General features: G+C 56.7%; 24 protein-coding genes. 18 read left to right on the forward strand and 6 right to left on the reverse strand.

What is annotated here, in order from left to right:
- Positions 1-39 precede the first annotated feature (39 nt).
- Complete coding sequence (locus CMQ96_RS25635) at positions 40-939, forward strand: carboxylate/amino acid/amine transporter (RefSeq protein WP_098067523.1); 900 nt, start codon at positions 40-42, stop codon at positions 937-939.
- Here CMQ96_RS25635 and metR read toward each other — a convergent pair.
- Positions 827-1,780, reverse strand: coding sequence for an HTH-type transcriptional regulator MetR (metR, locus tag CMQ96_RS25640; protein ID WP_098067524.1), 954 nt, complete (start codon positions 1,778-1,780; stop codon positions 827-829). The genes CMQ96_RS25635 and metR overlap by 113 nt on opposite strands.
- A gap of 232 nt (positions 1,781-2,012) precedes the next feature.
- Between metR and metE the strand changes: the two genes are divergently transcribed.
- On the forward strand, positions 2,013-4,274 hold the full coding sequence (gene metE / locus CMQ96_RS25645) for a 5-methyltetrahydropteroyltriglutamate--homocysteine S-methyltransferase (protein ID WP_098067525.1): 2,262 nt from the start codon (positions 2,013-2,015) through the stop codon (positions 4,272-4,274).
- Between the two features lie 165 nt (positions 4,275-4,439).
- On the forward strand, positions 4,440-5,129 hold the full coding sequence (locus CMQ96_RS25650) for a transporter substrate-binding domain-containing protein (protein ID WP_024360616.1): 690 nt from the start codon (positions 4,440-4,442) through the stop codon (positions 5,127-5,129).
- A 3-nt stretch (positions 5,130-5,132) separates the two neighbouring features.
- Here CMQ96_RS25650 and CMQ96_RS25655 read toward each other — a convergent pair whose 3' ends face one another.
- On the reverse strand, positions 5,133-5,945 hold the full coding sequence (locus CMQ96_RS25655) for a dienelactone hydrolase family protein (RefSeq protein WP_024360615.1): 813 nt from the start codon (positions 5,943-5,945) through the stop codon (positions 5,133-5,135).
- Positions 5,946-6,212: 267 nt separating this feature from the next.
- Here CMQ96_RS25655 and udp point away from each other — a divergent pair, with 267 nt between their 5' ends.
- From udp to tatD, 9 genes are all read left to right on the forward strand, one after another.
- The gene (udp, locus tag CMQ96_RS25660; protein ID WP_004097583.1) at positions 6,213-6,974 is read left to right on the forward strand and encodes a uridine phosphorylase; all 762 of its coding nucleotides are present in this window, start codon (positions 6,213-6,215) and stop codon (positions 6,972-6,974) included.
- Positions 6,975-7,112: 138 nt separating this feature from the next.
- Positions 7,113-8,561 carry a DNA recombination protein RmuC gene (gene rmuC / locus CMQ96_RS25665; RefSeq protein WP_064371520.1) on the forward strand — a complete coding sequence of 483 codons (1,449 nt, stop codon included), beginning with the start codon at positions 7,113-7,115 and terminating at the stop codon, positions 8,559-8,561.
- 70 nt (positions 8,562-8,631) lie between these two features.
- On the forward strand, positions 8,632-9,387 hold the full coding sequence (gene ubiE / locus CMQ96_RS25670) for a bifunctional demethylmenaquinone methyltransferase/2-methoxy-6-polyprenyl-1,4-benzoquinol methylase UbiE (RefSeq protein ID WP_004127530.1): 756 nt from the start codon (positions 8,632-8,634) through the stop codon (positions 9,385-9,387).
- 13 nt (positions 9,388-9,400) lie between these two features.
- On the forward strand, positions 9,401-10,006 hold the full coding sequence (locus CMQ96_RS25675) for an SCP2 domain-containing protein (RefSeq protein ID WP_004870452.1): 606 nt from the start codon (positions 9,401-9,403) through the stop codon (positions 10,004-10,006).
- Complete coding sequence (gene ubiB / locus CMQ96_RS25680) at positions 10,003-11,643, forward strand: ubiquinone biosynthesis regulatory protein kinase UbiB (RefSeq protein WP_064342058.1); 1,641 nt, start codon at positions 10,003-10,005, stop codon at positions 11,641-11,643. Before CMQ96_RS25675 ends, ubiB begins: the two co-directional genes overlap by 4 nt.
- 76 nt (positions 11,644-11,719) lie before the next feature.
- Positions 11,720-11,971 (forward strand): Sec-independent protein translocase subunit TatA, encoded by a 252-nt coding sequence (gene tatA, locus CMQ96_RS25685; RefSeq protein ID WP_004127537.1) that lies wholly within the window; start codon positions 11,720-11,722, stop codon positions 11,969-11,971.
- Positions 11,972-11,974: 3 nt separating this feature from the next.
- Entirely contained in the window at positions 11,975-12,514 is a 540-nt protein-coding gene (gene tatB, locus CMQ96_RS25690) for a Sec-independent protein translocase protein TatB (RefSeq protein WP_024360611.1), read from the forward strand.
- A 2-nt stretch (positions 12,515-12,516) separates the two neighbouring features.
- The gene (tatC, locus tag CMQ96_RS25695; protein ID WP_004097593.1) at positions 12,517-13,290 is read left to right on the forward strand and encodes a Sec-independent protein translocase subunit TatC; all 774 of its coding nucleotides are present in this window, start codon (positions 12,517-12,519) and stop codon (positions 13,288-13,290) included.
- Positions 13,291-13,320: 30 nt separating this feature from the next.
- Entirely contained in the window at positions 13,321-14,115 is a 795-nt protein-coding gene (tatD, locus tag CMQ96_RS25700; protein ID WP_176519010.1) for a 3'-5' ssDNA/RNA exonuclease TatD, read from the forward strand.
- Between the two features lie 6 nt (positions 14,116-14,121).
- Here tatD and rfaH read toward each other — a convergent pair whose 3' ends face one another.
- Positions 14,122-14,610 (reverse strand): transcription/translation regulatory transformer protein RfaH, encoded by a 489-nt coding sequence (rfaH, locus tag CMQ96_RS25705; RefSeq protein WP_004097595.1) that lies wholly within the window; start codon positions 14,608-14,610, stop codon positions 14,122-14,124.
- A 177-nt stretch (positions 14,611-14,787) separates the two neighbouring features.
- Here rfaH and ubiD point away from each other — a divergent pair, with 177 nt between their 5' ends.
- Both ubiD and fre read left to right on the forward strand, forming a co-directional pair.
- The gene (gene ubiD, locus CMQ96_RS25710; protein ID WP_024360609.1) at positions 14,788-16,257 is read left to right on the forward strand and encodes a 4-hydroxy-3-polyprenylbenzoate decarboxylase; all 1,470 of its coding nucleotides are present in this window, start codon (positions 14,788-14,790) and stop codon (positions 16,255-16,257) included.
- Positions 16,258-16,311: 54 nt separating this feature from the next.
- Entirely contained in the window at positions 16,312-17,013 is a 702-nt protein-coding gene (gene fre / locus CMQ96_RS25715; protein ID WP_004870462.1) for an NAD(P)H-flavin reductase, read from the forward strand.
- Between the two features lie 44 nt (positions 17,014-17,057).
- Here fre and CMQ96_RS25720 read toward each other — a convergent pair whose 3' ends face one another.
- From CMQ96_RS25720 to fadB, 3 genes are all read right to left on the reverse strand, one after another.
- On the reverse strand, positions 17,058-17,369 hold the full coding sequence (locus CMQ96_RS25720; protein ID WP_004870464.1) for a hypothetical protein: 312 nt from the start codon (positions 17,367-17,369) through the stop codon (positions 17,058-17,060).
- Between the two features lie 126 nt (positions 17,370-17,495).
- Complete coding sequence (fadA, locus tag CMQ96_RS25725) at positions 17,496-18,659, reverse strand: acetyl-CoA C-acyltransferase FadA (protein WP_064411698.1); 1,164 nt, start codon at positions 18,657-18,659, stop codon at positions 17,496-17,498.
- A 9-nt stretch (positions 18,660-18,668) separates the two neighbouring features.
- Positions 18,669-20,858 carry a fatty acid oxidation complex subunit alpha FadB gene (fadB, locus tag CMQ96_RS25730; protein WP_098067527.1) on the reverse strand — a complete coding sequence of 730 codons (2,190 nt, stop codon included), beginning with the start codon at positions 20,856-20,858 and terminating at the stop codon, positions 18,669-18,671.
- Between the two features lie 191 nt (positions 20,859-21,049).
- Between fadB and pepQ the strand changes: the two genes are divergently transcribed.
- Genes pepQ through hemG form a run of 4 tightly spaced genes read left to right on the forward strand, consistent with a single transcriptional unit; the run spans position 21,050 to position 25,033 of the window.
- On the forward strand, positions 21,050-22,381 hold the full coding sequence (gene pepQ / locus CMQ96_RS25740; protein ID WP_098067528.1) for a Xaa-Pro dipeptidase: 1,332 nt from the start codon (positions 21,050-21,052) through the stop codon (positions 22,379-22,381).
- Complete coding sequence (locus CMQ96_RS25745) at positions 22,381-22,995, forward strand: IMPACT family protein (RefSeq protein ID WP_024360606.1); 615 nt, start codon at positions 22,381-22,383, stop codon at positions 22,993-22,995. The genes pepQ and CMQ96_RS25745 overlap by 1 nt, the downstream gene beginning before the upstream one ends.
- Before the next feature lie 41 nt (positions 22,996-23,036).
- Positions 23,037-24,488, forward strand: coding sequence for a Trk system potassium transporter TrkH (gene trkH / locus CMQ96_RS25750; RefSeq protein ID WP_004097624.1), 1,452 nt, complete (start codon positions 23,037-23,039; stop codon positions 24,486-24,488).
- 11 nt (positions 24,489-24,499) lie between these two features.
- Positions 24,500-25,033, forward strand: coding sequence for a menaquinone-dependent protoporphyrinogen IX dehydrogenase (gene hemG, locus CMQ96_RS25755; RefSeq protein ID WP_004870475.1), 534 nt, complete (start codon positions 24,500-24,502; stop codon positions 25,031-25,033).
- Positions 25,034-25,205 lie beyond the last annotated feature (172 nt).

Raw genomic sequence — 25,205 nt, forward strand, 5'->3', positions numbered from 1 at the left:
CGCTACAATGGGTGTTCTTTACTCTACGAGACATTCATTGTGGCGCTACTGATTATCACCACCATTCTGTGGGCCTTCTCTTTTAGCCTGTATGGCGAATACCTGGCAGGCCACGTCGATAGCTATTTTGCGGTGCTGACGCGCGTTGGCCTGGCGGCGCTGGTGTTTTTGCCCTTCCTGCGCACCCGCGGGCAGAGCCTGACCACTATCGGCCTGTATATGCTGGTAGGCGCGATGCAGCTCGGCATCATGTACATGCTGAGTTTCCAGGCCTATTTGTACCTGACGGTATCCGAGCTTCTGCTGTTTACCGTTCTGACGCCGCTCTACATCACGCTGATTTACGATTTAATGAGCCGCCGCCCTCTGCGCTGGGGCTACGCCTGCAGCGCGCTGCTGGCGGTTATCGGCGCGGGCATTATTCGTTATGACCAGGTGACCAACCATTTCTGGACCGGCCTGATCCTCGTTCAGCTCTCCAACATCAGCTTCGCGATTGGCATGGTGGGCTACAAGCGCCTGATGGAAACGCGTCCGATGCCGCAGCATAACGCCTTCGCCTGGTTCTACGTCGGGGCGTTTCTGGTGGCGGTTGTCGCCTGGTCTATGCTGGGGAATGCGCAGAAAATGCCGGAAACCTCGCTACAGTGGGGCATTCTGCTGTTTCTTGGCGTGGCGGCATCGGGGATTGGCTACTTTATGTGGAACTACGGCGCCACCCAGGTCGATGCCGGTACGCTCGGCATCATGAACAATATGCACGTGCCCGCCGGGCTGCTGGTGAACCTTGCCATCTGGCAAACTCAGCCCCGCTGGCCGAGCTTTATTATTGGCGCTCTGGTGATCCTGGCCTCGCTATGGGTCCATCGATGCTGGGTCGCTCCGCACTCCGCACAAACGGCAAATGGTCGCAAGCGTGATTCCGCGCTGAGCGAATAAACGCTTCGGTGACCGGCTGACGCTGCTCGCCGTCGCGCACCGCGGCGTACAGTCGGCTCCACAGTCCTTCGCCCAGGGTTTTGGTGACCACCAGACCCTGGCGCTCAAAGCTCTCCACTACCCAGTGCGGCAGGGCGGCGATCCCCATCCGCGCCGCCACCATCTGAATTAGCAGCAGCGTATTGTCGACGCTCTTCAGCTGTGGACTGATCCCCGCCGGCTGCAGGAAGTGACGCCAGATATCCAGACGAGCGCGCTGTACCGGGTAAATCAGCAGCATTTCGGTCGCTAAATCCTCAGGCGCAATGCGCATCTTTGCCGCCAGCGGATGGTCTGGCGCCATCACCAGACGCACTTCGAAATCAAACATGGGCGAATAGTGCAGGCCGCTGCGCGGCAGGATATCCGAGGTCATCACCAGATCCAGCTCGCCCTGCTGCAGGCCCGGCTGCGGGTCGAAGATCACCCCGGACTGGAAATCCACTTCCACATGCGGCCAGCGGGCGCGGAAGCTCTCCAGCGCCGGGGTGAGCCACTGGATACAGCTATGGCATTCGATAGCGATGCGCAGCCGGGTTTGCTGCGGCTCGTTGCAATCCTGCAGGGCGCGGCTGATTTGCGGCAGCACCTGATTTGCCAGCTGCAGCAAGATCTCTCCCTGCGGCGTAAAGCGCAGCGGCTGGCTTTTGCGCACAAACAGACGGAAGCCGAGGCGCTGTTCCAGATCGCTGAACTGGTGGGACAAGGCGGATTGGGTCTGGTGCAGGGCCGCCGCAGCGCCTGCCAGAGAACCGCTATTCCGCAACGCCTGGAGCGTTTTCAGGTGTTTAATTTCGATCATGAAAGTCCTTCACTTCGGCATGAATAATTTGCGCTTGAGGAATATACAGTAACTGCCAATTATGGATGTGTAAACATCTGGATGGCTAAATCCTTTATCTTTCGAATTTATGGTGCGTTGGCCGCACTTCCTCACCCCAGTCACTTACTTCAGTAAGCTCCTGGGGATGAGCAAGCTTGCCGCCTTCCCTAAATCCGAAATCTTTCGGATTGAAATTATGAGGCTCAAAAAAATGACAATTATTAATCACACCCTCGGTTTCCCTCGCGTTGGCCTGCGTCGCGAGCTGAAAAAAGCGCAAGAGAGCTACTGGGCGGGCAATACCGGCCGCGAAGAACTGCTGGCTGTTGGCCGCGAACTGCGCGCTCGCCACTGGGATCAACAGAAGCAAGCCGGCGTTGACCTGCTGCCGGTGGGCGATTTCGCCTGGTACGACCATGTTCTGACCACCAGCCTGCTACTGGGCAACGTGCCGGCTCGTCATCAGAACAAAGACGGCTCCGTCGATATCGATACCCTGTTCCGCATTGGCCGCGGCCGCGCGCCGACCGGCGAACCGGCAGCGGCGGCGGAAATGACCAAATGGTTTAATACCAACTACCACTACATGGTGCCGGAATTCGTCAAGGGCCAGCGGTTCAAACTGACCTGGACCCAGCTGCTGGATGAAGTGGATGAAGCGCTGGCGCTGGGCCACAAGGCGAAACCCGTCCTGCTCGGGCCGGTCACTTACCTGTGGCTCGGTAAGGTTAAAGGCGAGCCGTTCGACCGCCTGAGCCTGCTGAACGATATTCTGCCGGTTTACCGGCAAGTGCTGGCTGAACTGGCAAAACGCGGTATTGAATGGGTGCAGATTGATGAGCCGGCGCTGGTGCTGGAGCTGCCGCAGGCGTGGCTGGACGCCTTCAAACCGGCTTACGAGGCGCTTAACGGCGAGGTTAAGCTGCTGCTGACCACCTACTTTGAAGGCATTACCGATAACCTCGACACCATCGCCGCGCTGCCGGTACAGGGTCTGCACGTGGACCTGGTGCACGGCCGGGATGATGTCGCCGAACTGCATAAACGCCTGCCTGCCGACTGGCTGCTTTCCGCCGGATTGATCAACGGCCGCAACGTCTGGCGCGCCGATCTGAGCGAGAAATACGCGCAGGTTAAAGCTATCGTCGGTAAACGCGAGCTGTGGGTCGCCTCTTCCTGCTCCCTGCTACACAGCCCGATCGATTTGAGCGTGGAAACGCGGCTCGATGCGGAGGTGAAGAGCTGGTTTGCCTTCGCCCTGCAAAAATGTGAGGAGCTGGCGCTGCTGCGCGATGCGCTGAACAGCGGCGATACCGCGGCGATTGCTGAATGGAGCGCGCCGATTCAGGCCCGTCGCCACTCAACCCGCGTGCATAACGCGGCGGTGGAGAAGCGTCTGGCGGCCATCACCGCTCAGGACAGCCAGCGCCAAAGCGCCTATCAAGTCCGCGCCGCAGCGCAGCGCGCCCGCTTTAAGCTGCCGGCCTGGCCGACCACCACCATCGGTTCTTTCCCGCAGACCACTGAGATCCGCGGCCTGCGTCTGGACTTTAAAAAGGGCAATCTGGATGCGAACAACTACCGTACCGGCATCGCCGAACACATCAGACAGGCGATTATGGAGCAGGAGCGCCTGGGCCTGGACGTGCTGGTACATGGTGAAGCCGAGCGTAACGACATGGTGGAATACTTCGGCGAACACCTGGATGGGTTTATTTTCACGCAGAACGGCTGGGTACAGAGCTATGGTTCCCGCTGCGTCAAACCGCCGGTGGTGATCGGCGACGTCAGCCGTCCGGAGGCGATCACCGTTGAGTGGGCTAAATACGCTCAGTCGCTGACCGAAAAACCGGTAAAAGGCATGCTGACCGGCCCGGTGACCATTCTTTGCTGGTCCTTCCCGCGGGAGGACGTCACCCGTGAAACGATTGCGAAGCAGATTGCTCTGGCGCTGCGCGACGAAGTGGCGGACCTGGAAGCCGCCGGTATCGGTATCATCCAGATCGACGAACCGGCGCTGCGCGAAGGCCTGCCGCTGAAGCGTAGCGACTGGGATGCGTATCTGGCGTGGGGCGTGGAAGCTTTCCGTATCAACGCGGCGGTGGCGCAAGACGACACGCAGATCCACACCCATATGTGTTATTGCGAGTTCAACGACATCATGGACTCTATTGCCGCGCTGGATGCGGACGTCATTACCATCGAAACCTCGCGCTCCGATATGGAGCTACTGGAGTCGTTCGAAGAGTTCGACTATCCGAATGAAATCGGGCCGGGCGTGTACGACATTCACTCCCCGAACGTGCCGAGCGTGGAGTGGATCGAAGCGCTGCTGAAGAAAGCCGCGCAGCGTATCCCGGCCGAGCGCCTGTGGGTGAACCCGGACTGCGGCCTGAAAACCCGCGGCTGGCCGGAAACCCTAAGCGCGCTGACCAACATGGTCAAGGCCGCGCAGAACCTGCGCCAGGCCTAATGGAGAGCGACCCGACTCGTGGCGGGTCGGGGTAAGCAGAAGAGCATTAAGAACGTCCAACCAACAAGCCGCGATCCTGTGTATTGAGTTTGCCCAGGAAGGATCTCTTTGGCTAAAGTTAAGCGTTTCCTGAACCGGGCGAATGTCGCTCTTCGGAGGTAAATGATGACTGAATATAACGATCAAAAGGGATATTTGCGTTTTGCCATTAACCTGGGCAACCCAGTTCTCGCGACACTTCTGCCGGATGGCTCTCCGGGAGGGATAACCGTTGAGCTGGCGAACAAGCTGGCGGCAGAGAGCCAGCGCGAAGCGCGGTTTGTGACCTGGCCGACGGCCGGGCAGGTAGTGGATGCGGCGCTGCAGGATCAATGGGATATCGCCTTTCTGGCTATCGACCCGGCGCGGGAAGATAAGCTTCGCTTCACGCCGCCCTACGTCACCATCGAAAGCTCGGCGATGGTTAAAAAAGAGAGTGAAATACGGTCGGTTCAGGAGATGGACCGCGAAGGTGTAGTGATAAACGTGGGTAAAGGTGCGGCCTACGAGCTGTATCTGATTCGCACGCTAAAACACGCGACGATGCGCCAGTACGCCACTTCTCAGGAGGCTATTCAGGCATTCATCCACGGCGAAGGCGATATGGCGGCCGGTATTCGCCAGCCTCTGGAGCAAGCCGCGCAGGAAAACCCGGCGTTACGCGTTCTGCCCGACAGCTTTAGCCAGATACGCCAGGCGATATGCGTCCCGCGCAATGCGCCGCAGCACTATGAATTTATTTGCCGCTGCCTTTCTTCATGGATAGCGGACGGTACTATTGCCGGGATGGTGAAGCGCCATATCGGCAATAGCTGAACTTTAACCGCGCTGACCGCCATGCTGGGCAAACCACGCCAGCATCCGCTGCCAGCCGTCCTTCGCCGACTCTTCATGATAGCTGGCGCGATAGTCGGCGTTAAAAGCGTGATCGGCCTGCGGGTAAACCACGATCTCCGCCGTGGCGTTGGCCGCCCGCAGCGCCTGGCGCATGGTTTCCACCGTATCCTGCGGAATGCTGTCATCTTTCGCGCCATACAGCCCTAAAACCGGCGCGTTGAGATCGACGGCAATATCCACCGGATGCTTCGGCGAATTCAACGTTTTCTCGCCGACCAGTTTGCCGTACCAGGCGACGGCGGCTTTTAGCTGCGGGTTATGCGCAGCGTACAGCCAGGTAATGCGCCCGCCCCAGCAGAAGCCGGTAATCAGCAGGCGATGGGCATCGCCGCCGTGGCGGGAGGCCCAGCTGGCCACGTGGTCGAGGTCGGCCAGCACTTGAGAGTCCGGCACTTTTTTAACCAGCCCCTGGAACAGAGAAGGGATGTCGCTGTAATCATTAGGGTCGCCCTGGCGGAAGTACAGCTCTGGAGCGATAGCCAGATACCCCTCTTTCGCCAGACGGCGGCAAATATCGCGAATATGTTCATGCACGCCGAAAATTTCCTGAACCACGATGACGACCGGCAGCGGGCCGTCGACGTTCCCCGGGCGGGCGTGGAATGCCGGCATGTTATCCCCCTGCGAAGGGATTGATGTCTCTCCGGAGACGATGTTCTCATCTGATGTGTGAACGGCAGTGGCGGCGTGCGGCGTGGCTGCAGGTGCAAAGCCGGTTTGCTTAATTGTCGTCATGGTATTCTCCGTACCCTTAATTTGTTAGCGCAGCAATAACTATAGCTGCTCTGGACAGGACGTTAACCAAACACAGTGCTCGAAACAGGCTATCTTTTGTTCAGGCTTCCGCGATTTAGCTTGTTAATGTGATGTATATCACCCTTTTATGGAAAGTTATTGCAATGAATTTCATTCGTGGTGATTGTTGTCACAAAATTGAGCCGACAGCTTCTGTAAAGTACCGTTTTGCTTCTGCTGATAATTCGACCCACAGAGGAGTTTTTTATGTCCAAGTCTGATGTTTTTCATCTCGGCCTCACCAAAAACGATTTACAAGGGGCTACGCTGGCTATCGTCCCTGGCGATCCGGAGCGTGTGGAAAAGATCGCCGCGCTGATGGATAAGCCGGTTAAGCTGGCATCTCACCGTGAATTCACCACCTGGCGCGCGGAGCTGGACGGTAAAGCAGTGATTGTATGTTCTACCGGTATCGGCGGCCCATCGACCTCTATCGCCGTGGAAGAACTGGCCCAGCTCGGCATCCGTACCTTCCTGCGTATTGGCACCACCGGCGCCATCCAGCCGCACATCAACGTAGGCGATGTTCTGGTGACTACCGCTTCTGTCCGCCTGGACGGTGCAAGTCTGCACTTTGCGCCCATGGAGTTCCCGGCGGTGGCTGATTTTGAATGTACTACCGCGCTGGTTGAAGCGGCGAAATCTATCGGCGCAACCACCCATATCGGCGTGACCGCCTCCTCCGACACCTTCTATCCGGGTCAGGAACGTTACGACACCTTCTCCGGCCGCGTTGTGAGCCGCTTTAAAGGCTCGATGGAAGAGTGGCAGGCGATGGGCGTGATGAACTATGAAATGGAATCCGCCACGCTGCTGACGATGTGCGCCAGCCAGGGCCTGCGCGCCGGGATGGTTGCCGGAGTTATCGTCAACCGTACCCAGCAGGAAATTCCGAACGCGGAAACCATGAAGCAAACCGAAAGCCACGCGGTGAAAATTGTCGTGGAAGCGGCGCGTCGCCTGCTGTAGTTCTTCTCCTTTCCGTAAAGGGCCGGACTCTCCGGCTCTTCTTTTTTGCGTAGCGCCTCGCAGGAAAACCCTTTCCAACTGGACGTTTGTACAGCACAATTCTATTTTGTGCCGTAAGTGGTTGCCGCAGGGGGCGTTGTGGATATTTCGATTATTATGAGTGCCGTTGCGGCGCTGGCCGTGGGCCTGATTGTTGGCTGGCTGGCGACAAAAGCGCACGCCGATCAAATTCGCGCCGATCTTATCGAAGAGCGGCGCGAGCTGGATATTGAACTGAGCGCGGCCCGCCAGCAGCTGGTGCAGGAGTCCCACTGGCGAGAAGAGTGCGAACTGCTCAATAACGAGCTGCGCAGCCTGCGCGATATCAACGCCTCGCTGGAAGCCGATCTCCGTGAAGTGACAACCCGTCTTGAATCCACTCAGCTGCATGCCGAAGATAAAATCCGCCAGATGGTCAACAGCGAGCAGCGGCTTAGCGAGCAGTTTGAGAACCTGGCGAATCGCATCTTTGAGCACAGCAACCGACGGGTGGATGAGCAGAATCGCCAGAGCCTGCACGGCCTGCTGACGCCGCTTCGCGAGCAGCTGGATGGTTTTCGCCGTCAGGTGCAGGATAGCTTTGGCCAGGAAGCGCGGGAGCGCCACACCCTGGCCCATGAAATCCGTAATCTCCAGCAGCTTAATGCGCAAATGGCCCAGGAGGCACTAAACCTGACTCGCGCGCTTAAGGGCGATAACAAAACCCAGGGCAACTGGGGCGAGGTGGTGTTGACCCGCGTGCTGGAAGCGTCCGGGCTGCGGGAGGGCCATGAATATCAGACCCAGGTGAGCATCGAAACGGACAACCGCTCGCGGATGCAGCCTGATGTGATTGTCCGTTTGCCGCAGGGGAAAGACGTGGTTATCGATGCCAAGATGACCCTGGTGGCCTACGAACGCTATTTCAATGCCGAAGATGATTATACCCGTGAAGCGGCGCTGCAGGAGCATATCGCTTCCGTACGCAACCATATGCGACTGCTGGGGCGTAAAGACTACCAGCAGCTGCCGGGGCTGCGCTCGCTCGACTACGTTCTGATGTTTATCCCGGTGGAGCCGGCCTTCCTGCTGGCGATCGATCGCCAGCCGGAACTCATTAGCGAAGCGCTGAAAAACAACATTATGCTGGTGAGCCCGACTACGCTGCTGGTGGCGCTGCGGACTATCGCCAATCTCTGGCGCTATGAGCATCAGAGCCGTAACGCGCAGAAAATTGCCGAAAGAGCGGGGCGGCTGTACGACAAAATGCGCCTGTTTGTTGACGATATGTCCGCTATCGGCCAGAGCCTGGATAAAGCTCAGGATAACTACCGCCAGGCGATGAAAAAGCTCGCTTCCGGGCGAGGCAACCTGCTGGTGCAGGCGGAATCATTTCGCGAGCTGGGCGTGGAGGTTAAACGTGGGATTAATCCTGACTTAGTCGAACAGGCAACCGCACAGGATGAGGAATACTTCCTTACAGATGACGGTAACGTTCAGGAAGATAAAGATTTTTCTTCCGATACGGCCGCTGCCGCCGCGTATGATAACCGCCCTCAGCCGCGTTGAAGCGTATGGGAAGTGCGCTAAACCTGTTACACTCAACGAACATTTTCTTGATAAGCAAGCAGGCATTGAGATGGTTGAGGATTCACAAGAAACGACGCATTTTGGCTTTCAGACTGTCGCCAAAGAGCAGAAAGCTGACATGGTGGCGCATGTATTTCATTCTGTGGCCGCAAAATATGACGTAATGAACGACCTGATGTCGTTCGGTATTCATCGTTTGTGGAAGCGTTTCACCATCGACTGCAGCGGCGTCCGCCGCGGGCAAACCGTATTGGATCTGGCGGGTGGTACCGGCGATCTGACGGCGAAATTCTCTCGTCTGGTGGGCGAAACCGGCCGCGTGATGCTGGCGGATATCAACGACTCAATGCTGAAAATGGGCCGTGAGAAGCTGCGCAACATCGGCATCGTCGGCAACGTGGAATACGTCCAGGCAAACGCTGAAGCGCTGCCTTTTGCGGACAACACCTTTGATTGCATTACGATTTCTTTCGGTCTGCGTAACGTGACCGACAAAGAAAAAGCGCTGCGCTCCATGTATCGCGTATTAAAGCCAGGCGGTCGTCTGCTGGTGCTGGAATTCTCGAAACCGATTATTGAGCCGCTCAGCAAAGCCTACGACGCCTATTCTTTCCATATTCTGCCGCGCGTGGGTGAGCTGGTTGCTAAAGATGCCGAAAGCTATCGTTATCTTGCTGAATCTATTCGAATGCACCCCGATCAGGAGACGCTGAAAGGTATGATGCAGGACGCAGGGTTTGAAAGCGTCGACTACTACAACCTGACGGCAGGCATCGTTGCGCTACACCGCGGTTATAAGTTCTGACAGGAGGGACGCTATGCCTTTCAAACCACTGGTTACCGCCGGTCTTGAGACGGTCCTCAACGCTTTCCTCTGGCGCGATCGGGCGCTGAAACCCGCCCGCCAGCGTCTGCTGGGGAAAGTGCTGCGCGTCGAGCTGCAAGAGCTTTCCGATCCGGTGGTGCTGGTTTTTAGCGAACGCCAGCTGGATGTGCTGGGCGCGTGGGAAGGCGAGGCCGACTGCACCGTGCGTACCCGCCTGAGCGTGCTTCCGCAGCTACGCAATCGCCAGCAGCTTACCGCGCTGATTCGTAGCGGCGATCTCGAAGTAGAGGGCGATCTGCAGGTGGTGCAAAATACCGTCACGCTGTGCGATCTGGCGGAGTTCGATCCGGCTGAACTGCTCGCCCCGTATACCGGTGATGTTGTTGCGGAAGGCTTCGGTAAAGTATTCCGCGGCGGCGCTCGCTTTCTTGTGCATGGCGCTCAGCGCCAGCAGCGCTATGTAGCGGAAGCGATTACCGAAGAGTGGCGCCTGGCGCCGGGTCCGCTGGAGCTGGCCTGGTTTGCAGAGGAAACCGCTGCGGTGGAACGAACCCTGGCCGCGCTGGAAAAACGGCTGGAAACGCTGGAGGGCAAATGACGCCAGGAGAAATACGGCGCCTGTATTTTATCGTCCACACCTTTTTGAGCTACGGGCTGGATGAGCTCATTCCCAAAATGCGTATCACGCTGCCGCTGCGAATCTGGCGGCGGATGCTGTTCTGGATGCCCAATCGCCATAAAGACCGCCCTCTCGGCGAGCGACTGCGCCTCGCATTACAGGAGCTGGGGCCGGTGTGGATCAAATTTGGCCAGATGCTCTCGACCCGTCGCGACCTCTTTCCACCCCATATTGCCGATCAGCTGGCCATGCTGCAGGACCGCGTCGCGCCTTTTGACGGTCTGCAGGCCAAAAAGCAAATTGAGCAAGCCATGGGCGGCCTGCCGGTAGAGGCCTGGTTTGATGACTTCTCGATTGAACCGCTCGCTTCCGCTTCTATTGCCCAGGTGCATACCGCACGTCTGAAAGAGAACGGCAAAGAGGTTGTCATTAAGGTGATTCGCCCGGATATCGTTCCGGTTATCAAAGCGGATATGAAGCTCATCTACCGTCTTGCCCGCTGGGTGCCGCGTCTGCTGCCGGACGGCCGCCGTCTTCGCCCGCAGGAAGTGGTTCGCGAATACGAAAAAACGCTGCTGGATGAGCTCAACCTGCTGCGTGAATCAGCTAACGCTATCCAGCTTCGCCGCAACTTCGAAGAGAGCCCGATGCTCTATGTCCCGGAAGTTTACTCGGACTACTGCAGCGAAGGCATGATGGTGATGGAGCGGATTTACGGGATCCCGGTGTCCGACGTCGCCGCGCTGGAAGCGCAGGGGACTAACATGAAGCTGCTGGCTGAGCGTGGCGTACAGGTCTTCTTTACCCAGGTTTTCCGCGACAGCTTCTTCCATGCCGATATGCATCCGGGCAATATTTTTGTCAGCCGTAACCACCCGGAAGATCCGCAGTACATTGGCATTGACTGCGGTATCGTCGGCTCGCTGAACAAAGAAGATAAGCGCTATCTGGCGGAAAACTTCATTGCCTTCTTCAACCGCGATTACCGCAAAGTTGCGGAGCTGCACGTTGATTCCGGCTGGGTTCCCGCGGATACCAACGTTGAAGAGTTCGAGTTTGCTATTCGTACCGTCTGCGAGCCTATTTTTGAAAAGCCGCTGGCGGAAATCTCGTTTGGCCACGTGTTGCTGAACCTGTTTAACACGGCGCGACGTTTCAATATGGAAGTGCAGCCGCAGCTGGTTCTGCTGCAGAAGACATTACTTTACGTAGAAGGTGTAGGTCGCCAGCTCTATCCTCAGTTAGACTTGTGGAAAACGGCGAAACCGTTCCTTGAGTCGTGGATAAAAGAACAGGTGGGCATTCCGGCTCTGGTGCGGGCGTTTAAAGAAAAAGCGCCGTTCTGGATCGAAAGAATGCCGGAAATACCTGAGCTGGTGTATCAGAGCCTGCAGCAAAGCAAGCAGTTGCAGAATAGCGTCGATACCATCGTGCGCGACATCCAGGTGCGACACGTGCGCCAGGGTCAGTCCCGCTATCTGTTTGGTATAGGCGCGGTTTTATTACTGAGTGGTACGCTGTTATTCATCCACCGTCCCGAGTGGGGCATGATGCCGGGCTGGCTGATGGCCGCTGGCGTCGTAACCTGGCTTATCGGCTGGCGAAAGACGAACTGACGGCGGTCGCCTTTATCACCGCGCATAATGTGTATAATGCGTCCTAATAATCATCATCTGTCATAGGGGAATGTGTATGGGTGGTATCAGTATTTGGCAGTTACTCATTGTTGTCGTCATCGTGGTTCTGCTTTTTGGGACAAAAAAGCTGAGCTCGCTCGGTTCAGATTTAGGAGCGTCGATCAAAGGCTTTAAAAAGGCCATGAGCGACGAAGATAAACCGGAAAAATCCGCACCCGATGCCGATTTTGCGGCGAAAACCCTTGCTGATAAGCCGGATGATGTAAAGAAAGACGAGACTAAACGCCACGACAAAGAGCAGGTGTAATTCGTGTTCGATATCGGTTTTAGTGAGCTGCTGCTGGTATTCGTGATTGGCCTCATCGTTTTGGGGCCGCAGCGACTACCGGTAGCGGTAAAGACGGTGGTTAGCTGGATCCGCACGCTGCGGTCGCTTGCGGCTACCGTACAAAATGAAATAACGCAGGAATTAAAACTGCAGGAGTTTCAGGAAAGCCTTAAAAAGGTGGAAAAGGCCAGCCTGGACAACCTGACGCCCGAGCTAAAAGCTTCAATGGATGAGCTGCGTGAAGCGGCTGAATCTATGAAGCGATCCTACTCCGCCCACGATCCTGAAAAAGCCAGCGATGAAGCCAACACCATTCACAACCCGGTCGTTAAAGGGAGTGAAGAGCAGCGCAAGGACGTGACGCCGGCGACGGCTGAACACCAGGCCAGCGCGCCGGAGCATGCGCCTGACCCCGTGGCTGAAGAGCTTTCCGCTTCGCAGAGTGAAATCCCGGCAGTGAAAGTAAAAACTGCCGTGTCGGCTTCCGATTCTTCCTCCCCTGTATCGAGTGATAAACAGTAAAAATGGGCGTAGACGATACTCAACCGCTAATTACGCATCTGATCGAGCTGCGCAAGCGCTTGATCAACAGCATTCTTGCGATTCTGGTCATTTTCCTGGCGTTAGTCTATTTCGCCAACGATATCTATCAGCTGGTTTCCGCGCCGCTTATTCGGCAGATGCCGGTTGGCGCGACCATGATCGCGACGGATGTGGCCTCGCCTTTCTTCACGCCGATCAAGCTGACCTTTATGGTATCGATAATTTTGTCGGTACCGGTCATTCTGTATCAGGTCTGGGCCTTTGTGGCGCCAGCGCTGTATAAGCATGAGCGTCGGCTGGTTATGCCGCTGCTGGTCTCCAGTACGCTGCTGTTCTATATCGGTATGGCTTTCGCCTACTTCGTCGTTTTTCCGCTGGCGTTTGGCTTTCTGACCCACGCGGCGCCGGAAGGCGTACAGGTCTCTACCGATATTCGTAGCTATCTCGACTTTGTGATGGCGCTGTTTATCGCGTTTGGCGTCTCGTTCGAGGTTCCGGTGGCCATCGTGCTGCTGTGCTGGATGGGCGTCACCACGCCGGACGACCTGCGTAAGAAACGCCCCTATGTCCTGGTTGGCGCATTCGTTGTGGGGATGCTGCTGACTCCGCCGGACGTGTTCTCGCAAACTCTGCTGGCGATTCCGATGTACTGTCTGTTTGAGGTCGGTGTCTTCTTCGCGCGGTTCTATACCGGTAAACGCCTGACGCGTGACGAGGATGCCGCCGCCGAAGAGGCGCAGGGTAAAGAAGAATAACGCTCAACCGCCCGCCAGGGCGGTTGCCATATGGGAGCGATGATGTTTGATATCGGCGTAAATCTGACCAGTTCGCAGTTTTCCCGCGATCGCGATGAGGTGGTGTCCCGGGCCCGGGCGGCGGGCGTGACCGGGATGCTGTTGACGGGAACCAACCTGCATGAAAGCGCGCAGGCGCAGCAGATGGCGCGCCGCTATTCGGGATGCTGGTCAACGGCCGGCGTTCATCCCCACGACAGTCGCTGCTGGACGGAATCGGTAGCGGCAGCGGTCTATGCGCTGGCTCGCGAGCCGGAAGTCGTCGCGGTTGGCGAATGCGGCCTCGATTTCAACCGCAACTTTTCGACGCCTCAGGAGCAAGAAGCGGCGTTTAGCGCCCAGCTGGCGCTGGCAGCGGAGCTGTCGATGCCGGTATTCCTGCACTGTCGCGATGCGCATGAGCGCTTTCTGGCCCTGCTGGTTCCCTGGCTTGATAAGCTCCCGGGGGCCGTGGTGCATTGCTTTACGGGTAGCCGTGAAGAGATGCGCGAATGCGTTGAGCACGGTTTATTTATTGGTATCACCGGCTGGGTATGTGATGAGCGTCGGGGGCTGGAGCTTCAAGCCTTGCTGGCGGATATTCCGGCAGATCGCCTGCTGGTTGAGACCGATGCGCCGTATCTGCTGCCGCGCGATATGCGGCCAAAACCCGCTTCCCGCCGCAATGAGCCCGCCTACCTGCCGCATATTCTGACCAGCATCGCGGGATGGCGCGGGGAAGAGGCGCAGTGGCTGGAAGAGATTACCGATGCTAACGTCAGAAGACTCTTTGGCGTGCGCTTTTAGGCGCCGTCAGATTTTATAAAAATCAGTATTTTTCACGCTCTGTAGCACCTGCTTGTTAAGCAAATTCAGCAGCAGCATAGAACGGGCTTCACCGTCCGGTTCGGTAAAAATAGCCTGCAGACCCTCAAAGGCGCCATCGGTAATCAGCACGCTATCGCCTTCATGCGGCGTTTCCGGATCGGTGATCCCTTCCGGTTTGTAGATGGAAAGCTGATGAATGACGGCAGACGGCACGATAGCGGGCAGCGCGCCGAAACGCACAAAGCTGTTCACACCGCGCGTTGCGCTGATGGTGGTGGTATGAATCACTTCCGGATCGAACTCGATAAACAGATAATTTGGGAACAGGGGCTCGCTGACCGTCGTGCGTTTACCGCGGACGATTTTTTCCAGCTCGATCGTTGGCATCAGGCAATTCACGGCCTGCCGCTCAAGGTGTTCCTGGGCGCGTTCAAGCTGCCCACGTTTGCAATAAAGTAAGTACCAGGCTTGCATAATGACTCTTTCCAATGCTACTAGCAGCAAGCATAACAAAAGCCCGGTACGATCGCGAAATCATTGCGGGTGAAAACTAAATTTCAGCGTTCTTTCACGCTAATTTAACAAAAATACAGCATAGCTCCGGCGAACGCCGTATAATCAGCCGCCTGTATAGAGGTCAATAACAACTCCATGAAATACCACGATCTACGCGAATTTCTGACATTACTGGAGCAGCAGGGGGAATTGAAACGGATCTCCCTGCCGGTCGATCCTCACCTGGAAATCACTGAAATTGCCGACCGCACATTGCGCGCTGGCGGTCCGGCCCTGCTATTCGAAAATCCTAAAGGCTACGCCATGCCGGTGCTGTGTAATCTTTTCGGCACGCCGCGGCGAGTCGCACTGGGAATGGGGCAGGAGGATGTCAGTTCGCTGCGGGAAGTGGGTAAGCTTCTGGCATTCCTGAAAGAGCCGGAACCACCAAAAGGCTTCCGCGACCTGTTTGATAAGCTGCCGCAGTTCAAGCAGGTGCTGAATATGCCGACTAAGCGTCTGCGTGGAGCCCCGTGCCAGCAAAAAATCATCCACGGCGATGAGGTGGATCTGACCCGCATCCCGATCATGACCTGCTGGCCGGAAGATGCCGCGCCGCTGATCACCTGGGGGCTAACGGTGACCCGCGGTCCGCATAAAGAGCGGCAAAATTTGGGTATTTATCGCCAGCAGCTGATTGGCAAGAACAAGCTGATTATGCGCTGGCTATCGCATCGCGGCGGCGCGCTGGACTTCCAGGAGTGGTGCGCAGCGCATCCAGGCGAGCGTTTTCCTGTTTCCGTCGCGTTGGGCGCCGATCCGGCGACGATTCTCGGGGCGGTGACCCCGGTTCCGGATACCCTCTCCGAGTATGCGTTTGCCGGGCTGCTGCGCGGCACGAAAACCGAAGTCGTTAAGTGCATCTCTAACGATCTGGAAGTGCCCGCCAGCGCGGAGATTGTGCTGGAAGGATATATTGAGGCCGGAGAGATGGCGCCGGAAGGCCCGTATGGCGACCATACGGGCTACTACAATGAAGTGGATAACTTCCCGGTCTTTACCGTCACCCATATTACTCAGCGTGAAGACGCCATCTACCATTCGACCTACACCGGGCGTCCGCCGGACGAACCCGCGGTACTGGGCGTTGCGCTGAACGAAGTGTTCGTCCCCATCCTGCAAAAGCAGTTTCCTGAAATCGTGGATTTCTATTTACCGCCTGAAGGCTGTTCCTATCGCCTGGCGGTGGTCACGATGAAGAAGCAGTACGCCGGTCACGCGAAACGCGTCATGATGGGCGTCTGGTCGTTCCTCCGTCAGTTCATGTATACCAAGTTTGTTATCGTCTGCGATGACGATGTCAATGCGCGCGACTGGAATGATGTGATTTGGGCGATTACTACCCGTATGGACCCGGCGCGTGATACGGTACTGGTAGAAAATACGCCAATTGATTATCTGGATTTTGCCTCACCGGTTTCCGGTTTGGGTTCAAAAATGGGGCTGGATGCCACAAACAAATGGCCTGGAGAGACCCAGCGCGAGTGGGGTCGTCCGATCAAAAAAGATCCTGAGGTGACGGCGCGCGTCGACGCCATCTGGGACGAACTGGCTATCTTCAAATAACAGTAAGCGGGGCTACGCCGCTGTTTTGCACAATAGACCCGACAGAGGGGACGCATGACAACCTTAAGCTGTAAAGTGACCTCGGTGGAGGCGATTACCGATACTGTGTATCGCGTTCGATTAGTGCCGGAAGCGGCGTTTGCCTTCCGGGCTGGTCAGTATCTGATGGTCGTGATGGACGAACGCGATAAGCGCCCATTCTCCATGGCTTCTACGCCGTCGGAACAGGAGTTTATCGAGCTGCATATCGGTGCATCTGAACTTAACCTGTATGCGATGGCGGTGATGGATCGTATTCTGAAAGAGCGTGAAATCGAGGTCGATATGCCGCATGGCGAAGCCTGGCTGCGCGATGATGAAGAACGCCCGCTGATTTTGATTGCCGGGGGGACGGGCTTCTCTTACGTGCGTTCGATTCTGCTCACCGCGCTGGCGCGCAATCCGAACCGCGATATCGCCATCTACTGGGGCGGACGCGAAGCGAAGCATCTCTACGATCTGGCCGAGCTGGAAGCGTTAAGCCTGCAGCATCCGGGCCTGCGCGTTGAACCCGTTGTTGAGCAGCCTGAAGCTGAGTGGCGTGGCCGTACCGGAACCGTGCTCACGGCGGTTCTGCAGGATTACGGTACGCTGGGCGAGCATGATATCTATATCGCCGGCCGTTTTGAGATGGCGAAAATTGCCCGTGACCTGTTCTGCAACGAGCGCGGCGCGCGTGAAGATCGCCTGTTTGGCGATGCCTTTGCGTTTATTTGATAGCCGCTCTGAAAGCATCCGGGCTTTTGGCCTGGGTGCTGTTTTTACCGGTCATCGCTGAAGTAAACGTACAGCGGCCGATCGTTTTCCAGCAAACAGAGCATTTTCCCTACCGGGTTCCCTTCTTTTTCCAGCGTAGCGGTGAGCTGCGTCGCGATATGCTGGCTGCCTATCTTCTCATCATAGCGTTCGGTATTAATGTCGGTGATGACCAGATGCTTTAGCCGATCGCTGCCAGGATCCTGCGCCATTTTACTGATCCCCCTGGAAAGGCATGCCTGAGCGCTATCCTGTTCGCTGGCGAGCGCTGCGGCAGAGAACGTGGTTAGCAGAAAAATGATTGGGAGTGTTTTCATCACTCTTCATTATCCTTAATAATCATTAGGTACATGGCGATAATAACGGATCGGTAGAAATAAAAAACCCGCCCCTGACAGGCGGGAAGAACGGCAACTAAACTATTTCGGGGATTAACTCTTCGATTAAACCCGCTCAAATACCGTCGCGATCCCCTGACCTAAACCAATACACATGGTGGCCAGGCCGAACTGCGCGTCTTTACGCTCCATCTGGTTGATCAACGTAGTGCTAATGCGCGCGCCGGAACAGCCGAGCGGATGGCCCAGGGCGATCGCGCCGCCGTTGAGGTTGATCTTCTCGTCTATCTGTTCCATCAGCCCCAGATCTTTAATGCACGGTAGGATCTGGGCGGCAAAAGCTTCGTTCATCTCGAACACATCGATATCGCTGGTGCTGAGCCCGGCCTTTTTCAGCGCCAGTTTTGACGCGGGAACCGGGCCATAGCCCATGATGGACGGATCGCAGCCGACGACAGCCATCGAGCGCACGCGAGCGCGAGGCTTCAGGCCCAGTTCGCGGGCGCGGCTTTCGCTCATTAACAACATCGCTGCGGCGCCATCGGAGAGGGCGGAAGAGGTTCCCGCCGTCACGGTGCCGGTGACCGGATCGAACGCGGGTCTCAGCGCGGCCAGCGCTTCTACCGTCGTCTCCGGGCGAATGACTTCATCGTAGCTGTAAGACTTCAGCACGCCGTCGGCGTCGTGACCGCCGGTCGGGATGATCTCCGTCTTGAATGCGCCGGACTGCGTCGCGGCCCAGGCGCGAGCGTGGGAGCGGGCGGCGAACTGGTCCTGCATTTCCCGGCTGATGCCGTGCAGACGCGCCAGCATTTCTGCCGTCAGACCCATCATTCCGGCGGCTTTGGCGACGTTACGGCTCAGTCCGGGATGGAAATCCACGCCGTGGCTCATCGGAACGTGGCCCATATGCTCTACGCCGCCAATCAGGCAGACGCTGGCATCGCCGGTCATGATCATACGCGCCGCGTCGTGAAGCGCCTGCATAGAAGAACCGCACAGCCGATTGACCGTGGTGGCGGGTACCGAATGCGGGATCTCCGCCAGCAACGCCGCGTTGCGGGCAATGTTGAAGCCCTGTTCCAGGGTCTGCTGGACGCAGCCCCAGTAAATATCGTCGATCGCGCTCGCCTCAAGAGACGGATTACGCGAAAGCAGGCTACGCATCAGGTGCGCGGAGAGATCTTCCGCACGCACGTGGCGAAAGGCGCCGCCCTTCGAACGGCCCATCGGGGTACGAACTGCATCGACAATGACAACCTGTTCCATTGTGACTCCTTAAGCCGTTTTCAGGTCGCCTGGCGCACGGGCAGGCTCAACCGGGGGATAGTACGGTTCGTTATGACGCGCTTTGCTGCGCAATCCTTCCGGCACGTCGTATAGCGGGCCGAGGTGCTGGTACTGCTGCGCCATATCGAGATATTTTGCGCTACCGAGCGTATCGAGCCAGCGGAACGCGCCGCCGTGGAACGGAGGGAAGCCCAGGCCATAAACCAGCGCCATATCGGCTTCCGCCGGGCTGGCAATAATGCCCTCTTCGAGACAGCGCACCACTTCGTTGACCATCGGGATCATCATCCGGGCGATAATCTCTTCATCGCTGAAATCGCGCTTCGGCTGGCTGACTTCCGCCAGCAGGCTATCGACGACAGTATCCTCTTCCTTCTTCGGCTTACCTTTGCTGTCTTCTTTGTAGCGCCAGAAGCCAAGGCCGTTTTTCTGGCCGAAACGCTTGGCGTCGAATAGCGCATCGATCGCATCGCGATACTCTTTCTGCATTCGCTGCGGGAAGCCCGCCGCCATGACCGCCTGCGCGTGATGCGCGGTATCAATGCCCACGACGTCCAGCAGATAGGCGGGCCCCATCGGCCAGCCAAACTGTTTTTCCATCACTTTGTCGACTTTGCGGAAGTCCGCGCCATCGCGCAGCAGCTGGCTGAAACCGGCGAAGTAGGGGAACAGTACGCGGTTGACGAAGAAGCCGGGGCAGTCGTTGACCACAATCGGCGTTTTGCCCATTTTGCTGGCCCAGGCGACGACTTTGGCAATGGTCTTATCCGAGGTTTTATCGCCGCGGATCACTTCAACCAGCGGCATGCGATGCACCGGGTTAAAGAAGTGCATGCCGCAGAAGTTTTCCGGGCGCTGCAGGACGCTGGCCAGCTCGCTGATAGGGATGGTCGAGGTGTTGGAGGCCAGCACGGTATCCGGGCGCACCTTCTCTTCGGTTTCCGCCAGTACCGCTTTTTTCACTTTTGGGTTCTCAACGACGGCTTCGACCACGACGTCCACGCGCTCAAAGCCGGCGTAATCCAGGGTTGGCTGAATAGTGGAAATGACGCCGGCCATCTTGAGCCCATCGATTTTGCCGCGCTCAAGCTGTTTATTCAGCAGCTTCGCCGCTTCGGTCATGCCCAGCGTCAGCGATTTGTCGTTAATATCCTTCATGACCACCGGCACGCCTTTCCAGGCCGACTGGTATGCAATACCGCCGCCCATAATCCCCGCGCCCAGCACGGCCGCGTGTTTTGGCGTGTCGACATCTTTCGTCAGCTTCTTCGCTTTCGCTTTGACGTACTGATCGTTGAGGAAGATACCGACCAGCGCGCGCGCCTCGTTGGTATGCGCCAGCGGGACGAAACTTTTGTTTTCCAGGTTCAGCGCTTCTTCGCGGCCAAAGCGGGCGGCGGCTTCAATGGTTTTAACGGCGGTAAGCGGGGCCGGGTAGTGTTTCCCGGCGGTTTGCGCCACCATGCCTTTGGCAATGGTAAAACTCATTGCGGCTTCAATTTTACTCAGGTGAAGCGGCTCCAGCTTCGGCTGGCGCTTCGCTTTCCAGTCCAGGTCGCCGTTAATGGCCTGACGCAGAATGGCTACTGCGCCATCGATCAGTTTTTCATGTTTAACCACGCCGTCGACGAGGCCGATTTTTAAGGCCTGTTCGGCGCCGACGTCTTTACCTGCGGCAATGATTTCCAGCGCGCTGTCCGCGCCAAGCATGCGCGGCATCCGCACCGAGCCGCCAAAGCCCGGCATGATGCCCAGTTTCGTTTCCGGCAGACCAATGCGCAGGTCCGGCGTCGCCAGGCGATAATCGGTCGCCAGTACGCATTCGCAGCCGCCGCCCAGCGCATAGCCGTTGACGGCGGAGATGGTCGGAACCGGCAAATCTTCCAGGCGATTAAATACGCTATTAGCGAAATGTAGCCACTGGCTGAGCTGTTCTTCGGGAACCAGGAACAGAGAAAGAAATTCGGTGATATCCGCGCCGACGATAAAAGCGGCTTTTTCGGAGCGCAGCAGCAGCCCTTTAAGATCTTTTTGTTTTTCCAGTACGTCCAGCGCTTCACCGAGGCTGGCTACGGTTGCGGTATCGAGCTTGTTGACCGAGCCGGGGGCATCGAATACCAGTTCGGCAATGCCGTCTTCCCGCCAGTCGAGGTACAGGTTGTCGCCTTTGTAGAGCATGTCAGTCTCCTGAATCCAGCAATATGATCTGGTCGTACCAGATGAGACGGAGTGTGGATTTTATGTTAAGAAATTGCAAATAAGACTTTAAATAAATGCTGGTCGGATCACACCCGGTAGAAATCACCCCGTTTGAGGTCATTGTGCTAAGATGCGAAACATCACGATCTCATAAAATCAAAGGATAAAAGATGGAATCCCTTGCCGGTCTCTATAAAAATCATATCGTTACCCTACAAGAGCGTACCCGTGATGTTCTGGCCCGCTTTAAGCTGGATGCCCTGCTGATTCACTCCGGTGAACTGTTCAACGTCTTCCTTGACGATCATCCGTATCCGTTCAAGGTCAACCCGCAGTTCAAAGCCTGGGTGCCGGTTACCCAGGTCCCTAACTGCTGGCTGCTGGTGGACGGTGTCAACAAACCGAAACTGTGGTTCTACCTGCCGGTCGACTACTGGCATAACGTGGAACCGCTGCCAACTTCGTTCTGGACCGAAGAGGTGGAAGTCATTGCCCTGCCGAAAGCGGACGGTATCGGCAGCCAGCTACCCGCCGCCCGCGGCAATATCGCGTATATCGGACCGGTACCGGAACGCGCGCTGGGGTTAGAACTCGCGGCGGATAAAATCAACCCGAAAGGGGTGATTGATTATCTGCACTACTACCGCTCTTATAAAACTGACTATGAGCTGGCCTACATGCGCGAAGCGCAGAAGTCGGCGGTTAACGGTCATCAGGCCGCTCATGAAGCGTTCCTCTCCGGGATGAGCGAGTTTGATATTAACCAGGCCTATCTGACTGCTACCGGCCATCGCGACACAGATGTACCGTACAGCAACATTGTGGCGCTGAACGAACACGCTTCCGTTCTGCATTACACTAAGCTGGATCACCGCGCGCCGGCGGAGTTGCGCAGCTTCCTGCTGGATGCGGGCGCGGAATATAACGGCTATGCGGCGGACCTGACGCGTACCTGGGCGGCGCATGGCGATAACGACTATGCTCAGTTGGTTAAAGACGTTAATGATGAACAGCTGGCGCTGATTAGCACCATGAAGGCGGGCGTGAGCTACGTGGATTATCATGTCCAGTTCCATCAGCGTATTGCCAAACTGCTGCGCAAACATCAGATAGTCAAAGAGATGAGCGAAGAAGCGATGGTGGAAAACGACCTGACCGGACCGTTTATGCCGCACGGCATTGGCCATCCTCTGGGTCTGCAGGTTCATGATGTCGCGGGCTTTATGCAGGATGATACCGGTACCCATCTGGCCGCGCCGGCAAAATATCCCTACCTGCGCTGCACGCGCGTGCTGCAGCCGCGGATGGTATTGACGATTGAACCGGGCATCTACTTTATCGAATCGCTGCTGGCGCCGTGGCGCGAAGGGCAGTTCAGCAAACACTTCAACTGGCAGAAAATTGAAGCGCTGAAACCGTTTGGCGGTATTCGTATTGAAGACAACGTCGTGATCCACGAAAACAGTATTGAAAACATGACGCGCGATCTGAAACTGGCGTAATGGAAAGCTGGTTGATACCGGCCGCGCCGGTCACCTTTGTGGAAGAGATCAAAAAGAGCCGCTTTATCACGCTGTTGGCGCATACCGACGGCGTAGCGGCGGCAAAAGCGTTTGTCGAGTCAGTTAGGGCTGATCATCCGGATGCCCGTCACCACTGCGTGGCGTGGGTCGCCGGGCCGCCAAATGACTCGCAGCAACTGGGATTTTCCGATGATGGCGAACCGGCGGGGACGGCGGGTAAGCCGATGCTGGCGCAGCTTATGGGCAGCGGCGTCGGCGAGATAACCGCTGTCGTCGTGCGCTACTACGGTGGTATTCTGCTCGGCACCGGCGGTCTGGTCAAAGCGTACGGCGGCGGCGTGCATCAGGCGCTTGCGCAGCTCGCAACACAGCGCAAGACGCCGCTGACCGCATATACTTTGCAGTGTGAATACGGGCAGTTGGCCGGGATTGAAACGCTGTTGGCTCAATTCTCAGGGAAAATTGTCGAGAGCGAATATCAAGCGTCTGTTCAGCTGCGCGTGGCGCTTCCTCAGGCTGAAGTGGCGCTATTTTCAGCAAAACTGGCTGATTTTAGTCGCGGTTCGTTGCAATTACTGAAGATTGACGAATAATCCCCACCTGATTTTTTTGCATATCAAAGGAAGCGCCAGAGATGCATTTTCGCGCGATAACCCGAATCGTTGGACTGCTGGTCATTTTGTTTTCGGGGACAATGATCCTCCCGGGATTAATAGCCCTGATATATCGCGATGGCGCGGGGCGGGCGTTTACACAGACCTTTTTTGTCGCCCTGGCGATCGGCTCGCTGCTGTGGTGGCCTAACCGTCGTGAGAAGGGCGAACTGAAATCCCGCGAAGGATTTCTTATCGTCGTGCTGTTCTGGACGGTGCTCGGAAGCGTCGGTTCGCTGCCCTTTATCTTCTCTGAGCAGCCTAACCTGAGCATCACGGATGCCTTCTTTGAATCTTTCTCGGGTTTGACAACGACCGGGGCAACCACGCTGGTAGGGCTTGACTCATTACCTCACGCCATTCTTTTCTATCGCCAGATGCTGCAATGGTTTGGCGGGATGGGGATCATCGTGCTGGCGGTAGCGATACTGCCGATACTGGGCGTCGGGGGGATGCAGCTGTATCGGGCGGAAATGCCCGGGCCGCTGAAAGATAATAAAATGCGGCCGCGAATCGCTGAAACGGCGAAAACGCTGTGGCTTATTTATGTCTTACTGACGGTGGCCTGCGCGCTGGCGCTGTGGTTTGCCGGTATGCCGGCGTTCGACGCCATCGGGCATAGCTTCTCGACGATTGCGATTGGCGGATTCTCCACCCATGACGCCAGCGTGGGCTACTTTAATAGCCCAACGATTAACTCCATTATTGCGATTTTCTTGCTGATATCGGGCTGTAACTACGGCCTGCACTTTTCATTACTCAGCGGGCGCAGCCTGAAAGTGTACTGGCGCGATCCCGAATTCCGCATGTTTATCGGCGTGCAGCTCACGCTGGTGGTGGTATGTACTCTGGTGCTGTGGCTGCATGATGTATACAGTTCTGCACTCATGACGGTGAACCAGGCGTTCTTCCAGGTTGTTTCGATGGCGACAACGGCAGGATTCACTACCGACAGTATCGCGCGCTGGCCGCTATTCTTACCGGTCCTTCTGCTCTGCTCGGCTTTTATCGGCGGCTGCGCCGGGTCGACGGGCGGTGGTTTGAAGGTTATCCGTATTCTTCTGCTTTTCAAGCAGGGTAACCGTGAGCTTAAACGGCTGGTACACCCTAATGCGGTATACAGTATTAAACTGGGGAACCGTGCGTTGCCGGAACGTATCCTTGAAGCCGTTTGGGGATTTTTCTCCGCCTATGCGCTGGTGTTTATCATTAGTATGCTGGCGATTATCGCCACCGGCGTGGATGATTTCTCGGCCTTTGCTTCGGTCGTCGCGACGCTGAATAACCTTGGCCCGGGACTGGGCGTGGTGGCGGATAACTTTGCGACGATGAACCCTGTCGCAAAATGGATCTTGATTGCTAATATGCTGTTTGGTCGTCTGGAAGTGTTCACCTTGCTGGTGCTATTTACTCCGACTTTCTGGCGCGAATAACAGGAGTGCCTGTGAAAACTTTGATTCTATTTTCTACCCGCGACGGACAGACGCGTGAAATCGCCTCCTATCTGGCATCTGAATTAAAAGAGCAGGGGATTGATGCGGATACGATTGACCTCAACCGTACTAATGAGGTGGAGTGGCCTTTATACGATCGCGTCGTGATTGGCGCATCAATCCGCTATGGTCACTTTCATCCCGCGCTGGAGCGGTTTGTCAAAACGCATCTTCAGTCGCTGCAGGCGCTGCCGGGAGCATTTTTCTCGGTTAACCTCGTCGCGCGTAAGCCAGAAAAACGAACGCCGCAGACCAACAGCTACACGCGAAAGTTTCTGCTCAACTCGCCCTGGCAGCCGCAGCACTGCGCGGTATTTGCCGGAGCGCTTCGCTATCCACGCTATCGTTGGTACGATCGGTTTATGATTCGCCTTATTATGAAGATGACCGGCGGCGAAACGGATGTTAGTAAAGAAGTGGTGTATACCGACTGGCAGCAGGTGGGCAGATTTGCGCGGGAAATTGCGCAAATGACCAGCAAATAGCGCGTTAAATCACCCTGGTGATGGAAAGTTGAGCGAACGAAAAGTTTTTTGAAATTTCCCCTTGTCACTTCGGAATTACTCCCTATAATGCGCTCCCACTGACACGGAACAACGGCACGCAAGCCGCCGGGTCAGCGGGATTCAGCGATGAATACCGGCAGAGAAAAGCAAA

This window comes from Klebsiella sp. MBT K-1 (assembly GCF_002556465.1).
GTDB classification, from domain to species: Bacteria; Pseudomonadota; Gammaproteobacteria; order Enterobacterales; family Enterobacteriaceae; genus Klebsiella; species Klebsiella grimontii.

Bases quoted from the DNA above. Each gene is read 5' to 3' on its own strand.
- metR (WP_098067524.1), bottom strand. From the start codon at position 1,780: ATGATCGAAATTAAACACCTGAAAACGCTCCAGGCGTTGCGGAATAGC.
- metE (WP_098067525.1), top strand. From the start codon at position 2,013: ATGACAATTATTAATCACACCCTCGGTTTCCCTCGCGTTGGCCTGCGT.
- CMQ96_RS25650 (WP_024360616.1), top strand. From the start codon at position 4,440: ATGACTGAATATAACGATCAAAAGGGATATTTGCGTTTTGCCATTAAC.
- CMQ96_RS25655 (WP_024360615.1), bottom strand. From the start codon at position 5,945: ATGACGACAATTAAGCAAACCGGCTTTGCACCTGCAGCCACGCCGCAC.
- udp (WP_004097583.1), top strand. From the start codon at position 6,213: ATGTCCAAGTCTGATGTTTTTCATCTCGGCCTCACCAAAAACGATTTA.
- ubiE (WP_004127530.1), top strand. From the start codon at position 8,632: ATGGTTGAGGATTCACAAGAAACGACGCATTTTGGCTTTCAGACTGTC.
- CMQ96_RS25675 (WP_004870452.1), top strand. From the start codon at position 9,401: ATGCCTTTCAAACCACTGGTTACCGCCGGTCTTGAGACGGTCCTCAAC.
- ubiB (WP_064342058.1), top strand. From the start codon at position 10,003: ATGACGCCAGGAGAAATACGGCGCCTGTATTTTATCGTCCACACCTTT.
- tatA (WP_004127537.1), top strand. From the start codon at position 11,720: ATGGGTGGTATCAGTATTTGGCAGTTACTCATTGTTGTCGTCATCGTG.
- tatC (WP_004097593.1), top strand. From the start codon at position 12,517: ATGGGCGTAGACGATACTCAACCGCTAATTACGCATCTGATCGAGCTG.
- tatD (WP_176519010.1), top strand. From the start codon at position 13,321: ATGGGAGCGATGATGTTTGATATCGGCGTAAATCTGACCAGTTCGCAG.
- rfaH (WP_004097595.1), bottom strand. From the start codon at position 14,610: ATGCAAGCCTGGTACTTACTTTATTGCAAACGTGGGCAGCTTGAACGC.
- ubiD (WP_024360609.1), top strand. From the start codon at position 14,788: ATGAAATACCACGATCTACGCGAATTTCTGACATTACTGGAGCAGCAG.
- fre (WP_004870462.1), top strand. From the start codon at position 16,312: ATGACAACCTTAAGCTGTAAAGTGACCTCGGTGGAGGCGATTACCGAT.
- CMQ96_RS25720 (WP_004870464.1), bottom strand. From the start codon at position 17,369: ATGAAAACACTCCCAATCATTTTTCTGCTAACCACGTTCTCTGCCGCA.
- fadA (WP_064411698.1), bottom strand. From the start codon at position 18,659: ATGGAACAGGTTGTCATTGTCGATGCAGTTCGTACCCCGATGGGCCGT.
- fadB (WP_098067527.1), bottom strand. From the start codon at position 20,858: ATGCTCTACAAAGGCGACAACCTGTACCTCGACTGGCGGGAAGACGGC.
- pepQ (WP_098067528.1), top strand. From the start codon at position 21,050: ATGGAATCCCTTGCCGGTCTCTATAAAAATCATATCGTTACCCTACAA.
- CMQ96_RS25745 (WP_024360606.1), top strand. From the start codon at position 22,381: ATGGAAAGCTGGTTGATACCGGCCGCGCCGGTCACCTTTGTGGAAGAG.
- trkH (WP_004097624.1), top strand. From the start codon at position 23,037: ATGCATTTTCGCGCGATAACCCGAATCGTTGGACTGCTGGTCATTTTG.